The 13,239-nt window shown below is 64.2% G+C and carries 13 protein-coding genes; 6 read left to right on the top strand and 7 right to left on the bottom strand.

Translation table 11 applies throughout. From position 1 onward, the window contains the following. Positions 1–60 precede the first annotated feature (60 nt). The 6 genes from rpe (at position 61) to KA354_01455 (ending at position 7,979) form a co-directional block, all read left to right on the top strand. The gene (rpe, locus tag KA354_01480; GenBank protein ID MBP7933293.1) at positions 61–714 is read left to right on the top strand and encodes a ribulose-phosphate 3-epimerase; all 654 of its coding nucleotides are present in this window, start codon (positions 61–63) and stop codon (positions 712–714) included. A 254-nt stretch (positions 715–968) separates the two neighbouring features. Further along, on the top strand, positions 969–4,064 hold the full coding sequence (locus tag KA354_01475) for an FG-GAP repeat protein (protein MBP7933292.1): 3,096 nt from the start codon (positions 969–971) through the stop codon (positions 4,062–4,064). Then, positions 4,064–4,594: a shikimate kinase gene (locus tag KA354_01470; protein ID MBP7933291.1), complete on the top strand. Its 531-nt coding sequence runs from the start codon at positions 4,064–4,066 to the stop codon at positions 4,592–4,594. Before KA354_01475 ends, KA354_01470 begins: the two co-directional genes overlap by 1 nt. A gap of 17 nt (positions 4,595–4,611) precedes the next feature. Then, positions 4,612–5,892 carry a 3-phosphoshikimate 1-carboxyvinyltransferase gene (aroA, locus tag KA354_01465; protein MBP7933290.1) on the top strand — a complete coding sequence of 427 codons (1,281 nt, stop codon included), beginning with the start codon at positions 4,612–4,614 and terminating at the stop codon, positions 5,890–5,892. A gap of 32 nt (positions 5,893–5,924) precedes the next feature. Continuing rightward, positions 5,925–6,569, top strand: coding sequence for a histidine phosphatase family protein (locus KA354_01460; GenBank protein ID MBP7933289.1), 645 nt, complete (start codon positions 5,925–5,927; stop codon positions 6,567–6,569). A 93-nt stretch (positions 6,570–6,662) separates the two neighbouring features. Then, positions 6,663–7,979, top strand: coding sequence for a chorismate synthase (locus KA354_01455; protein MBP7933288.1), 1,317 nt, complete (start codon positions 6,663–6,665; stop codon positions 7,977–7,979). A 12-nt stretch (positions 7,980–7,991) separates the two neighbouring features. Here KA354_01455 and KA354_01450 read toward each other — a convergent pair whose 3' ends face one another. The 7 genes from KA354_01450 to KA354_01420 form a co-directional block, all read right to left on the bottom strand. Beyond that, positions 7,992–8,513: a type II secretion system protein gene (locus tag KA354_01450; GenBank protein ID MBP7933287.1), complete on the bottom strand. Its 522-nt coding sequence runs from the start codon at positions 8,511–8,513 to the stop codon at positions 7,992–7,994. Then, positions 8,510–9,763: a hypothetical protein gene (locus KA354_01445; GenBank protein ID MBP7933286.1), complete on the bottom strand. Its 1,254-nt coding sequence runs from the start codon at positions 9,761–9,763 to the stop codon at positions 8,510–8,512. Before KA354_01445 ends, KA354_01450 begins: the two co-directional genes overlap by 4 nt. After that, positions 9,744–10,220, bottom strand: a complete 477-nt coding sequence (locus KA354_01440; protein ID MBP7933285.1) for a hypothetical protein — start codon at positions 10,218–10,220, stop codon at positions 9,744–9,746. Before KA354_01440 ends, KA354_01445 begins: the two co-directional genes overlap by 20 nt. A gap of 11 nt (positions 10,221–10,231) precedes the next feature. Continuing rightward, entirely contained in the window at positions 10,232–11,329 is a 1,098-nt protein-coding gene (locus KA354_01435; protein MBP7933284.1) for a hypothetical protein, read from the bottom strand. 95 nt (positions 11,330–11,424) lie between these two features. Then, entirely contained in the window at positions 11,425–11,958 is a 534-nt protein-coding gene (locus tag KA354_01430) for a prepilin-type N-terminal cleavage/methylation domain-containing protein (protein MBP7933283.1), read from the bottom strand. Between the two features lie 129 nt (positions 11,959–12,087). Beyond that, entirely contained in the window at positions 12,088–12,663 is a 576-nt protein-coding gene (locus KA354_01425; GenBank protein MBP7933282.1) for a hypothetical protein, read from the bottom strand. Then, positions 12,647–13,237 (bottom strand): hypothetical protein, encoded by a 591-nt coding sequence (locus KA354_01420; GenBank protein ID MBP7933281.1) that lies wholly within the window; start codon positions 13,235–13,237, stop codon positions 12,647–12,649. Before KA354_01420 ends, KA354_01425 begins: the two co-directional genes overlap by 17 nt. Positions 13,238–13,239: the final 2 nt, after the last annotated feature.

The following is a 13,239-nucleotide window of genomic DNA, read 5'->3' as shown; positions in this document are numbered from 1 at the left end:
TGGAGGCGACCGACCGTGCCCACTGCAGCCCAAGACACCTGGCAGCTAGCGACTCCGCGGATCCGCATTGCGCCTTCGCTTCTGGCGGCCGACTTCGCTCGTCTGGCCGATGACGTCGCCAAGATTGAGGCCGCTGGTGCCGAGATCCTGCACCTGGACATCATGGATGGGCACTTTGTACCGAATATCAGCTTCGGCATCCCGGTGATTGAGAAGCTGCGTAAGGTCTCGCGGCTGTTTTTTGACACGCACCTGATGATCACGGATCCGGTCCGCTACGCGGCGGCGTTTGTGCAAGCCGGCAGCGATCTACTCACTTTTCATATTGAAGTATCGCATGAACCCCTCCGCGTGGTTGACCACATTCGCGGGGTTGGTGCCCGGGTGGGTGTGACGTTGAATCCGGGGACGGAGGTTTCGGCTCTGGGAGAGGTTATCGCGTCGGTGGACTTGGTTCTGGTGATGAGCGTGTGGCCTGGTTTTGGGGGACAGACGTTCATCCCATCCACGCTGGACAAGTGCCGTGCGTTGCGTGGGCTGCTGAGGGCGGATCAGCGTCTGGAGGTGGATGGCGGGATTGGGCCGGACACGGTGGCGGCGGTGGTCCAGGCGGGGGCGGACACGCTGGTGGCGGGTTCGGCGGTATTTGGCCGAGCTGATCCCGGGGGTGCGATGCGTGAGCTGGAGCGATTGGCCGGGCGGCATGACCGGTAAAGTCCGCTTCGATCGGCGGCGACGGCGTCCTTGAGCTGGGAGGGGTGCGTTTCAAGGCCTGGATCGGGCTCCAAGGTGCCACCTTGACCGGACTCTTGCCTATTCCGTAGAATACGCCGGCCCGCAAGAGGTTGTGCTTGTGGATCTTGCGGGTCAAAACAGGCGGCAGGCCACCTTCGGCGGGCAGAGGGCGCGCGGGGGTGTTTGTCTGCCTGGGAATGAAACCACAGCACGAGCAAAAGGATGCGTTGCGCATGGCGGGATATCGCAAGAGCCTCGGCATTGGCACAATCACGGCGATCGGCCTCCTGCTGTCTCTGCCCATGGTTGTCGGACAGGGTTGCCCGACCGCAACGCCTGGCCGTGTCGTGCCCATTGGCGGCACCTGGTCTACCGGCGGATGGACGACTGGCGACGACACCACGGGGGGCGGCTCCTCGACGTCACCGCGACTGGTCTTCACCAACCCGCTTTCGGATGTCAGCATTGAGATTGGCGACTCGATGCTGGTTCAGTGGACTGAACAGGACCTGGCGGCCACTGCGGCCATCACTCTCCTGCTTGATCCCGACAACATCTACGGTAACGGCAACGAGCTGGTGGTGATGCCCCTGGCCCTGGCCAGCGACCAGGGCAACGTCGGGTCGTTCCTGCTCAACACCGGCCTGTTCAATCTGCAGGCTGCAACCTACCGTATCGTGGCCAAAGTCACGGATGGCACCAACCCGGACATGCTGGTGACCGCGACCGGGCGGATCCTGCTTTACGGCCACGGTCTGTTGCCGGGGAACATGGCTCCCACGATCAGCATGCCGGAGCCGGCCATCAACCTCGGCGCCGCTCAGGGTGACACGGTCGCGATCCAGTACTGCGGCAACGACCCGGACGCCGACGGCAAGACCCCGTCGACCAAACCTGACATTGTGCTGATGCTCGACTACGACAACGACCCGACGAACGATATCGACGGCGTTGTCGACTACTTCCTGACCAACGGTCTGGGCGATCGCCAGACCGTGTTCACTCGCATGTGCGCCGCGGGCAGCTACCCGGCACCGCTGGAGGACATTTTCACCGAAGTCCCGACGGCGCTGACGCTGGATAAGGTCATCATCCTGAGCTGCGGCAAGGACAACGGCTGCGGGCTGATCATTCAGGTCCCGCTGACGGACGCCCAGGGCAACCCGGTGTTGGACAATCAAGGCAACCCGGTCATGGTCAACCAGCTGACCGGCCCGAGCAGTTTCACCCTGTCGATTGATGTGGGCATTATTCCTCTGCGGGATGACGGCAGCCCCTACTACGTGCGTGGCCTGGAGTGGGACCATGTCAATCTGCCGGTCAACGCGTATGCTCCGGGCACCATCAGCATCACCGGGATGGGCGCCGGCACCATTGACCTCGGAAAGGTTGGACGGACCGTCACCGGCACGCGGTTTCTGGGTTTCAACGCCGGTGACCAAGCCGGCTCCGGCGGCACCGATGTCGGCGACATCAACAACGACGGCGTGGATGACTTCGTCATTGTGAGCCGCTACGGTCGGGGTTACGAGATCGGCAACGTCGGGATGGCCCACCTGATCATGGGTCTGGCCAACGCCCAGAAGTTCGGGAGTGAAGTCCCCCTCAACAGCATCACGACGACCTATCCGGGGGCGATGTTCTACATGCCGGCCACATCCGGCACCACGGGGATCACCTCCGCGTGCCGAATGGGAGACGTCACCGGCGACGGCCGGCCGGACTTCATGCTGGGCGTGCCGCACGTGGAGGTTTTTCCCGAGGACCACGACGACGACCCTTGCGACTGCTGCGGGGAGAACAACATGCCTTCCTGCAACTTCGACTACCTGCCGAACCCGGAGACGAACGATCCTTCCTGCGGCGAGGTTCTCGGCGATGCCATGACCGGGTATGACTATCGCGAGTTCGGTGACTGCACCAACGATCTCGATGTGACCAGGTCGACCCCGATCGATGGCGGATACGCGTTTCTCATCGCCAGCGACAACAACGACACCGCCGCCTACGACCTGGCGAGTTCGTCGTTTCCCAGCGTGCTCGCGCTGGACAGGTGCGGAAGTGATCGGATCGACGGCGCCGGCTGGTTTGGAGCCCGGTTCCGCGGTGCGTGGTACACAGACGAGGAAGTGGTTCTGAACACCAGTCAGACGGTCACGCCGTCATCGATCATTCCTGACAATCAGTTCGGCGAGACGGTCCGGACCATGCCGCCCATGGCTATCAGCGGCGGCGGGCTGAGCGCCGCGGCCTCGCGATTCGGCACGACGGTGCTGATCTCGGCGCCCAACGCCTGGGGCGGGCGCGGTAACGTCGTGGTCACGCCCAACAACGATTTCATCAACATGACGGACATCACGCAGATTCCCAACAACAGCCAATCCATTCCCGTCTATGACAAGGTCGGAGACTGCCCGGCGTGCGGCCGAACCTACTGGTTTCCCACCTACACGGCGATTATCGGCAAGGCGGCGGGCGACCATCTGGGTTACGGTGCGGCGGCGGGCGACTATAACCTGGATGGCAGCCAGGACATTCTGTGCGGGGCGCCCGGAGCCAGCCGTAACGGCATTCAGCGCGCCGGTATCGTGTACGTGATCTTCGGGCGGCCCGATTGGCCGACTGTCGATCTGCAGACCCTCAACCCGCCGCGGATGGAGATCTGGGGGACGCGTCAGGATGACGGATTTGGCTCGATGCAGGCCATTGTCGGCGACATGAACCAGGACGGTTTGCCGGACATCGGGCTCAGCGCCCAGTATGCCGATGGGCCCGGGGGCACGGACTCGGGTTTCATCGGGATTGTCTTTGGCGGCCGCCGGCTCACCGGGGAGAACATCTTCAGTGTCGACCAGATCGCCACGGCCCAGCTTCCGGGCGTCCGGTTCTACGGCACGCAGCCGGGCGGGCACGCCGGTTCAGTGATCAGCAATGTCGGCGACTTCAACGGCGACAACATGGATGACCTCCTGATCTGCGCGTCCGACGAGTACCGCACGGTGGACGGCATCCGACGGCACGGCGTGGCCTACCTGATCTTTGGCGGGCCGCACCTCCGCAATCAGAGCTTCAACCTCGACCAGGTCGGCACCGCCTCACTGCCGGGCATCATTTTCGTCAGCCCATACGCCGCGGATACCGCGGAAGAGGCTCCGATCGACTTCGTCTCTGCCGCCGGTGACATCAACAGCGACGGTTTCGACGACATCATGCTCGGCGTCAGCAAGGCGGACTACATCAACCCGCTCGAGCCCAGCCAGCGGCGCATCGATTCCGGCGAGATGTACCTGATGTACGGCAGCAACACCGGGTCAAACTCGATTCAGTAATGAACCTTGTCCTGATCGGGTATCGCGGCTGCGGGAAGACGACTGTTGGGCGGCTACTCGCATCGCGGCTCGGGTGGTCTTTCGTGGACACCGATGCGCTCATCGAGGAAGGGACGGGGGCCACGATCCGGGATCTGTTCTCCGATGGTGCGGAGCAGGCCTTTCGCGACCTGGAGAGCGAGGTGGTGGCGGAAGTGGCCCGGCGTGACCGACAGGTCATCAGCACCGGTGGCGGCGTCGTGCTCCGGGCGTCCAATCCGGCGGCACTCAAACGCAACGGCAGGATCGTCTGGTTCACCGCCCCGGCGGAAGTGCTCTGGCGGCGGATTCTGGGGGACAAGGAGCGGTTGGTGAACCGTCCCCCGGCGGACCCAAGCCGTGGCCTTGAGGTCGTGACCAAGGCTCTGGCCGTACGCGAGCCGCTGTATGCCCGGTGGGCGGATGTGGTGATGGACACCCGGCACCGATCGCCAGCCGAGCTTGCGGACGAGGTCCTGGCGGCCCTTCATATCCCCTTCGAGCGAGGCTGAAAGGACGCAGGATTGACATGAGACTGGTTGGCGAGGCATCCCGCCTCAAAGGGACGGTCGCGATTCCCGGCTCGAAGTCGCATTCGATCCGAGCGGTGTGCCTGGCGGCCCTGGCCGACGGCGAGAGCCGGATTGAAGCCGGGTTGGACTCCGCGGACACGCTGGCGGCGATCGACGCCTACCGGGCGCTGGGCGCGACCATCGAGACGTCGCCGGGGCGATGGCTCATCCGAGGCACGGGGGGTCGACCGATTGCGCCGGCCAATGTCATCGATGTCCGCAACTCCGGGACCACGCTGCGAATGGCCTTGGGTTCGGCCGCCCTGCTGCTGGAGCAGGCCGCGGTATTCACCGGTGACGACCAGATCCGCCGCCGGCCGATCGGGCCGTTGGCCCAGTCCCTGACCGACCTAGGGGCCGACGTCTGCAGCACGCTCAACAACGGCTGCGCCCCGGTCGTGGCCCGTGGCCGCCTCCGCGGCGGCAAGACCCGCATTGAAGCGGTGACCAGCCAGTACCTCTCCAGCCTGCTGATCAACTGCCCGCTGGCGGATGGGGCCTGCGAAATCGACGTTCCGCTGCTGAACGAGCAGCCCTACGTCCACATCACCCTGGCCTGGCTGGATCGCTGCGGGATTCGCCTGGAGCGGGACGGACTGAGGTGGTTTCGCATCCCCGGCGGACAGGGCTACCGGGCGTTTGACGCTCGCGTGCCGGCCGACTTCTCCTCGGCCACGTTCTTCCTGGCCGCCGGCGTGCTGGGCGACAACGACGTGCTCGTCGAGGGGCTGGACTTCGGCGACACGCAGGGCGACAAGGCGGTGGTCGATTACCTGCGGGCGATGGGAGCCAACATCGAGATCGGACCTCGGGGTGTCCGCGTGCGCCCGGGCCGGCTGACCGGCTGCGAGATCGACATGAACGCCACGCCTGACGCCCTGCCGATGATGGCCGTGGTCGGCTGCTTCGCCCAGGGGCGCACCGTGCTGGTCAACGTGCCCCAGGCCCGACTCAAAGAGACCGACCGGATCGCGGTCATGAGGCGTGAACTGGCGAAGATGGGCGCCCGGATCACGGAACGGCCGGACGGCCTGATCATCGAACAGAGTGATCTTCGCGGGGCGAGCGTGGAAGGCCATGGCGATCATCGCGTGGTCATGGCCTTGGCGGTTGCGGCCACGGCCATCGCCGGCGAGACGCGGATCAGCACGGCGGAGGCCATGGAAGTGACTTTCCCCACGTTCTTGGGGTGCATGACCGGTCTCGGGGCTGCCTTGCGCCTGGAGCCGGACGGTTGACCGTTCCCGGCAGCGCCATGAACCACAAGCCCATGACCGAACTGATCGTCGTGCGTCACGGAGAGACGCGGTGGAACGTCGAAGGCCGCCTTCAGGGCCACCTGGACAGCGGCCTGAGTCTGCTGGGTGTGCGTCAGGCGGAGGCCATCGCCCGGCGGCTTGGCCAGGAGCGGTTTGGCGGGTTGTACAGCAGCGATCTGGGCCGGGCCTTCCAGACGGCGGAGCCCATCGCCCGGACCACCGGCCTGGCGATCGTGACCGACTCGCGGCTGCGAGAACGCAAGCTGGGGGTTTTCCAGGGGCTGACCATGTCCGAGATCCTGGAGCGGTTTCCCGACGATCACCGCCGGTTCGTCTCGGGCGACCCCGATCACGCGGTCCCCGGCGGCGAGAGCGGCCGGCAGCGGTACGAGCGCACCGTGAACTGCGTCAACGAGATTGCGGCCAGGCACGCCGGCGAACGGGTGTTGATCGTGACCCACGGCGGTGTCCTGAACGGCCTGCTTCGCCGAGCGCTGGGTATCGACTTGGCGATTCCCCTCAGCTACCGGCTGTTCAACGCCACGATCAACACGTTCTTTGTCTGCCAGGGAGCGTGGAAGCTGGGCACCTGGGGCGATATTCACCATCTTCGCGACATTGGCACGATCGAAGCCGGCGCCGAGGCGAACGCGTGAAGGGCGATACGGAACGCTGGTGGAAGCGCGTTCGCATCGAGTATTATGGCATTGGTATCGGGCTTGCGCATTTGAGCCGAGGGAGGCCGAATCATGCTGGGTTGCGATCTGGGTACGATGTTCCGGACCACGGTGGCGGGCGGTTCCTACCAGGAGGGTCTGACCATCCATCTACAGGGCGTGCCGCCGGGGCTTCTGGTGACCGAGGAGCAGATCTACGAGGACCTGTTGATCCGCAAACCCGGGCAAGGCGATCTCACCTCGCCGCGGCGCGAGCCGGACATTCCGATCATCTACAATGGGGTGAACGCGGCGGACACGATGCCGGGTTTCACCAACGCCGGGTACACGAACGGCACCCCGATGGTCATTCTCATTCCGAACCTGGACCGGCACTTCGAGCACATCGAGCAGTACCAGTCCACGAACCGGACACCGCGGCCGGGTCACGCCTCTTACGCCTCTTACATGAAGTACGACCACTGGGACGATGCGATCGGGGCGGGCATTTTCAGCGGGCGGTATACTTCGACGATCGTGGCCGCGGGCGTGGTCGCCAAGCGAGTCTTGGCCAATCATGGCATCGAGGTCACCGGGTACGTGAAGGAGGCCGCCGGGGTGGTTGCCCCGGACATGCCGATCGAGGAGATCCGGGCCCGGGCGGAGGCTTACCGGCGGGTGCGCAAGGTTCACGACCCGATCTGGAATCACGTCTACAAGGCCGGCCGGATCAAGCCGGGCATGCGTTTTCTCGAGAAGCTCCCGGTGCTCAAGGAAGTCGAGGATCTCATCGAGCGTTTTCCGCAGATCCCGATGAACGAGGATGAGGTGCGGGCGGAGTACGGCGTTCATCCCCAGCTTTTCTGCCCCGACCTGGCGGCTGCCGACGAGATGTTCGACCGCATCGTGGCGATCAAGAAGGCGGGCGACTCGAGCGGCGGCGTGGTCGAGGTCCAGGCCACCGGTCTGCCGGCCGGCATGGGCGAGCCGGTCTTCAAGAAGCTGGACGGCGAACTCGGGCGGATGCTGAGCATCGGGGCGGTCAAGGCGGTTGAGATCGGGGCCGGCGTTCAGGTCAAGGACATGACCGGCTCGCAGTGCAACGATCAGCTCTTCGCCAGGGACGGGAAGGTCTACTTCGGGAGCAACAAGGCCGGCGGTCTCACTGGGGGGCTGACCACAGGCCAGACGCTCATCGTCCGGCTCACGGTCAAGCCCACGCCGACGATCAGCAAGGACCAGCACACGATCGACAAGGTGTCCAGGGAAGAGACGGTGCTGAAGGCGGTGACCCGCAGAGATCCCACGCTGGTTGCCCGGATCTGGCCGGTGGCGGAGGCCTTCACCGCCCTGGTTCTGCTCGATCATCTGATGATGCATCTGGGCTACCAGGCGTTGTGGCGGAAGTAGGGCTCGCCGGCGTCATTCGATGGTGATGCGGCCGGCGCCTGCCCCGACGCGGACCGTCTTCTGGCGTCCCCCGAGGACGATCACCACGGTCCCCGGCGAGGAAGGCCCGCCGAATCGGTCGAAGATGAGGGTGTCCGGGCCGCCGAAGTCGAAGGACGCGATGGCGGCGCCTTCGTAGGGCGGCTCGCCGAGTTTGACCGTGTAGATCGCAGACGGATGATCCGGATGGGGCATGTCGACCAGCGTATAGGAGTTGGCCAGCACGCTGAAGGTGACGCTCTGCTGCTGGACCGTCTTGATGGCCTGAACCTGGGCCAGGCGCAAGTCGGTGGCCAGCCGCCGGGCGGCCAGGTCGACCGCCTTGCCCTGAAGCGCGTTGGCGAACCTGGGGATGGCGATGGCCGAGAGCACGGCCATGATGGCCATGACCACGACCGCCTCGATCAGCGAAAAGCCCCCCGGCCGGCAGCTCTCCGATCTGAAGGCTCTCGCAAAACCAAACCGCAACGAGCTCCACCTCAGTACCCGGCTCACGGCTCCTCCTCCCGCCACGAACCAGGGATGACCTTCATGCTGGTATCGATGAAGCCGGGAATCATGACCTGGGCGAGTTGGGGGTCGTCGTCAATCACAGCTCTATCGTGGACCTCGATGCCGCCTCCGATGATGCACCCCGTGACGCCCGCGCTGGAGCGGTGAATCGTGATATACGAACCGTCGGTCCATACAATACCCTTCAAGGACGAAGCCGGCGAATCCGTCTTGTCACCGTCTTCGTTGTAGTCCATCGAATCGCTCGACTCCGAGAATGTCGCCTGGTCGAGGTTGAACTCGACATTGCTCTGATTGGTGAAGATCAGGATGGAGGGAAAGGAATACCCACTCGGCTCGATCAGCAGCTGGTGCTGGAAGGTCACTGTCTGCGAAGTGTTATGGATAATGAGTGTCCCTTTGAGGCGCAGTTTCTCGATGACCACCGCTCGATTCGAGCAGTCGAGGGAGTAGATGCCATTGGCATTTACGTTCGCGGAAGACTCCGAATTGCGGGTCGGCGTCAGAACGTACTTGCTCAGCTTGGCCGTTGCACCCGTTGTGCCAGTGACGGGTGTCGCCAGCGATAGGTAGGAGGACAGGCTCGGCTGTGGATAGCTCATTGACGTCGAGGCGTACCTGGAGGGCGTCAGGGCGGAATTGATGTAGGCTCCCTGAAGCGATTCGAAAAACGCATTGCCCCCGGGATCGAGGTTACCGTCGCTCCACATGCTGCCATTGGACCGCATGGGTCCCTGAATCACCGCGTTTGTGCGAACGCCCGCCTGGTAATACCCGAATGCGGCGAAAGCCAGGGCGGGATGCGGCCGAGGAGCCAGAGTCACTTTCACCTTGTGTGCGGCATCGCCGACCCTGCCGCTGCTGGTCAGAGTCAAGGCATCGCCCTCGTCGTCCGCGAGACTGCCGTCGGAGTCGGTGGCCCTGACCGCATACTCGCCCGCGCCAAAAGCCTGGTTAGTAAACCAGTTGCCGTTGGGCATGGTCTGCCGCCACGTGGGGTTGGCATACATGTAGTTGAACGCCTTCTCGATACCCGCCTGGGCGACACACTGGGCCTGGAGCGATTTCTGCAGGCTGTCGTGGATTCGGTGATTCGCGCGAGCCACGGACAGGAGCGTGAAGCCGGTCATGGCCAGGATGGTGGCGACGCCGAGCACCAGGATGTACACGGCCACACCCCGACGAGCGGTACGTCGAGCTCGCTTGAGACGATCACCGCGCGTCCGCGTCATGTCGGGCCCTCAACAAGTGGAGTTCCGCCCGTGCCTTACCGTCCTTGGCGATGGTCACGGTGATCTTCTTCAAATCCGTCGAGCCGTCGAACTCCACGACGACGTTCTGGCTGAAGTTCGGGTACTCGCCCATGGGCGTGCCATCGCGCCGCTGGGGTGGAGTAGCCGTCCAGCCGTTGTAGTCGTCGACGTCGTCGAAGTCCTGGCGGGTGCCGTCGGTCTCGTCGGTCTCCGGACCGAAGACGATGGTTGAACCGGGGTCCTCGAACGCCTGGGGGCGGATCTCCGCGGCCAACTGGGCGGCCAGCTCGGTAGCGATCGCGGTCTCACGATCGAATAGGGCGCCCCTGGCGAAGGATCCGAAGGTGTGCAGAGCCATGGCCACCGTGGTACCGATGACCGCGACACTGACCACGGCCTCGATGTAGCCGAACCCGAGTTGAAGTCGAGCCGACATTGCCTCCACTCCTACAAGCCGGTGATCTCCGGACGATTGAGACAGGACGCGCCGGAGGTCATCTCGGCGATGTTGGTGTCTTGGGCGAGTTTGAACCGAAGAGTCAAGCCGGTCAGGTACTTGCGGGTGCTGGCCTGACCTTCCTGCGGCGAGTCGTACTTCAGCTGGCCGTACAGGATGTAACGGCAATCGCGGTCGGAGTCGGCTGACCAAGTGAGGCCGCTGGTGGTGGAGTACTTGTAGTAGTCGCTGCCCACGGGATTGGTGTCGTACTCGTCGCGCCCGAAATTAGCCCCGATTGAGCTGGTGTTCGTATAGGCGATGAGTGAATAGGTCGTGCCGGGGCTCATCGCGGTGAGGCTGGAAAACGTGAACTCGTACCAGAGATACTCAGCCGAGGACAATGAGCTCAGGGAAAGAGTCTCCGTCTCATAGGTGATATTTGTCGAGGCACTGCGGATTGACAGGTAGAGCGTACCCGTGAGACCCGTGCCTTTCAGGTACACTTTGGCCCTGGTGATGCTGTACGACTCGAGGTCGTCCGCTGACACGCTGAATCCCTCGCCTCGCCATGAGGAAGAGGACATCGGCCCGGCTCCGAACGATCCGGTCGAGCCCGATGGAATGGCCTCGTGCGATGCGAGCACGACCTCACCGGTCAGATCGCTGGTTTCGCCGGGCAAAGCCACGGTGGAGCAGGTCGAGGTCATGGAGAACTCGCTGACGTTTTCGACGATGGGCACGGCGGTACCGCCGGCGACCTGTCGGGTGATCGAGCTGCCGGCGACGCCCGGCCAGTCATAGATGATGAGGTCGTCGGCCCCGTCGTCGTCGACATCGGGATGGGTGAATTCGATGTGGGTGGGGGTGAGACTGGTGACGGTGACGGCGGCCCCGAGTTCGCGGCGCATGCGGGCCATGGCGACAGAGGCATCGGCGTTCAGTTGGGAGGATGCCTGGATGCCCGCGGCCCCGCGGGTCATCAGGTGCAGGGCTCCGCCGACGGCGAGCATGACGATGACGGTTAAGCTGGAAGCGACGCTCAACTCGATAAGGCTGAATGCATAGCGCCGCGATCGCATAGGCTGACTGGTTCTCGTCCTGGCCATGGTCGGTCACCCGAACGAAGGCGGCAGCCACACGTCATCGTGCCGCTGCCGCCGGGAAACGCAATGCTCAAAGGAATAGGCCGGATTGCCCTGACCTAGTACTGGTTGTACTGCTTGTCGGATTCGTCCTTCTCGGTATCGGCACAGTTGGCGATGATTTCCCCGGTCTTGTGGCAGTAAACCCAACCGGTTGTACCGCCAGCCGCCGGGGTCGATGCAGTGATGGTCACCTCGTTGCTGCCGCGGTTAGTGCCTGTAGGCAGGGCGGGGATCTGTTTGCGGATATAAGGCCCATACACGTGAGTGGTGTCCTTGGTCTCGGCCACAGCGCCGTTGGCATCGGAATACATGAGCAACTGGTTCTTGAAGGCGTCGGCGGTCTCCGCGGCGCCGAAGCTGCCACCCGCGGCGTTAGCGCCGGGGAAGACCCCGTTGTGCTCCGAGGCGTAGAGCTCGATGGCATTGCGCAGCACCGCCAGGTCGGAACGCAGGGCGGAGTCGCCGGCGCCACGCGCTCCGCGGCTCACTCGCGGGATCGCGATCGCGGCGATGACGCCGATAATCACAATGACGATGACCAGCTCGACAAGACTGAAACCCGTTCGGCTCTCGTTCTTGTTCGCGTACACGGTGGTACTCCATCCTTTGCCGGCAATGCGACTCACAAATTGACCCCTCTACCGGGGACATCCGTGCTATCGGTTGCCGCACTGCGAGGCTTAAAAAGAACGTCATCGGAAAAACGACGGGCGATTCCGCTATCTTTTCTGCTGCATTCTCGGACTGTCTTGGGACATGGTCAGAACGGCCTCGCGATCTCTGTTTCGAAAGACGGCCCGATAAGGCTCGACCTTTTCCAGCCGGAAACCGTCCAGCACCTGCCCTGGTCGCAGGGCGCGGCCGTTGACCATTGCCATGCGGTTCCTGCCGTCGTTGAAGGTTCCTTCCAGGCGATGCGCAGTCACGAAGGCGGCGACCTCGTCGAGCTCCGCATCCTGTTCGCGGGCCTGCTCGGTCTCCGACAATGCCGGTTCGGTGGCCGTCGGCCGAAACAGATCGCGCACCTCGGTGATCTCCGGCAGGTTCCTGATTCTCTGGGCCGCCGGGCTGATGGGTTCCGCAGCGGCGGCGGCTTCGCTTGGAGCGGGCGGTGACTTGGTACCCCCGGCCGCGGTGGCGGCGGACGAGGGGGCAGCCGCCTTCGCGGGCCCCGCCGCGGCCTCTCGGGCTCCGGCCTCCTCTGGTCCGGGACCGATGATGCGATCGACGGCGAAGCCGATGCAGGCGAGCCCGAAGATGGTGCCGTAGATGTACTTCTTACGGGGCGACAGCATGCGACACCGCCTTGACCATCACCTGGCCTTCACGACTGGTACGAATCCGCAGCGACCATTCCATCTGGCAATCCGGGCCGTCGGATGAACCGAGGGCGGAGACCGACAGGTGGGTTACATCCGCGTAGTCCAATTCCCTCTCGATGCCGCGCAAGAGCCGGTGGAAAGCTGGAAACGTCCCCCGGCCGGTGAAGAACACATGGATCTCGCGGTGGTCCTCCCGTTCGCGCGGCGGGGTCGGGACGAGGGAATCGACGGTAATCCCCTGGGCGGAAGCGAGGGTGGTCACGTGAGCGAGGTAGCGTTCGACCTGGTTGGCCCCGGGCAGGCCTCCGCCGATAGACGCGAGTTGCCGGCGGGCGGCGTCGGCCTCGGCGCGGAAACGACTCGTCTCGCTACGGAGGGCGTCGAGTTCCCGGACCACGTGGGCACACGTCGACTGGGCTTGCCAGAGCCCGCGGGCCTCGCGGATCGGCCCGGTGAGGAGGAGGGTAGTGCCGGCGATCGCCACGACGGCCACTGCCGTCGCTCCGATCGTGTCCACCAGACCCAGATTGACTCGTCCGATCTTCACGG

Source organism: Phycisphaerae bacterium (genome assembly GCA_018003015.1).
GTDB lineage: Bacteria > Planctomycetota > Phycisphaerae > UBA1845 > PWPN01 > JAGNEZ01.
The sequence above is the reverse complement of the archived record's forward strand: the minus strand, read 5'-3'. Positions and strand labels throughout refer to the sequence as shown.

Excerpts from the sequence above, each read along its gene's own strand:
- KA354_01475 (MBP7933292.1), top strand. The coding sequence starts at position 969 with ATGGCGGGATATCGCAAGAGCCTCGGCATTGGCACAATCACGGCGATC.
- KA354_01470 (MBP7933291.1), top strand. The coding sequence starts at position 4,064 with ATGAACCTTGTCCTGATCGGGTATCGCGGCTGCGGGAAGACGACTGTT.
- aroA (MBP7933290.1), top strand. The coding sequence starts at position 4,612 with ATGAGACTGGTTGGCGAGGCATCCCGCCTCAAAGGGACGGTCGCGATT.
- KA354_01460 (MBP7933289.1), top strand. The coding sequence starts at position 5,925 with ATGACCGAACTGATCGTCGTGCGTCACGGAGAGACGCGGTGGAACGTC.
- KA354_01455 (MBP7933288.1), top strand. The coding sequence starts at position 6,663 with ATGCTGGGTTGCGATCTGGGTACGATGTTCCGGACCACGGTGGCGGGC.
- KA354_01445 (MBP7933286.1), bottom strand. The coding sequence starts at position 9,763 with ATGACGCGGACGCGCGGTGATCGTCTCAAGCGAGCTCGACGTACCGCT.
- KA354_01440 (MBP7933285.1), bottom strand. The coding sequence starts at position 10,220 with ATGTCGGCTCGACTTCAACTCGGGTTCGGCTACATCGAGGCCGTGGTC.
- KA354_01435 (MBP7933284.1), bottom strand. The coding sequence starts at position 11,329 with ATGGCCAGGACGAGAACCAGTCAGCCTATGCGATCGCGGCGCTATGCA.
- KA354_01425 (MBP7933282.1), bottom strand. The coding sequence starts at position 12,663 with ATGCTGTCGCCCCGTAAGAAGTACATCTACGGCACCATCTTCGGGCTC.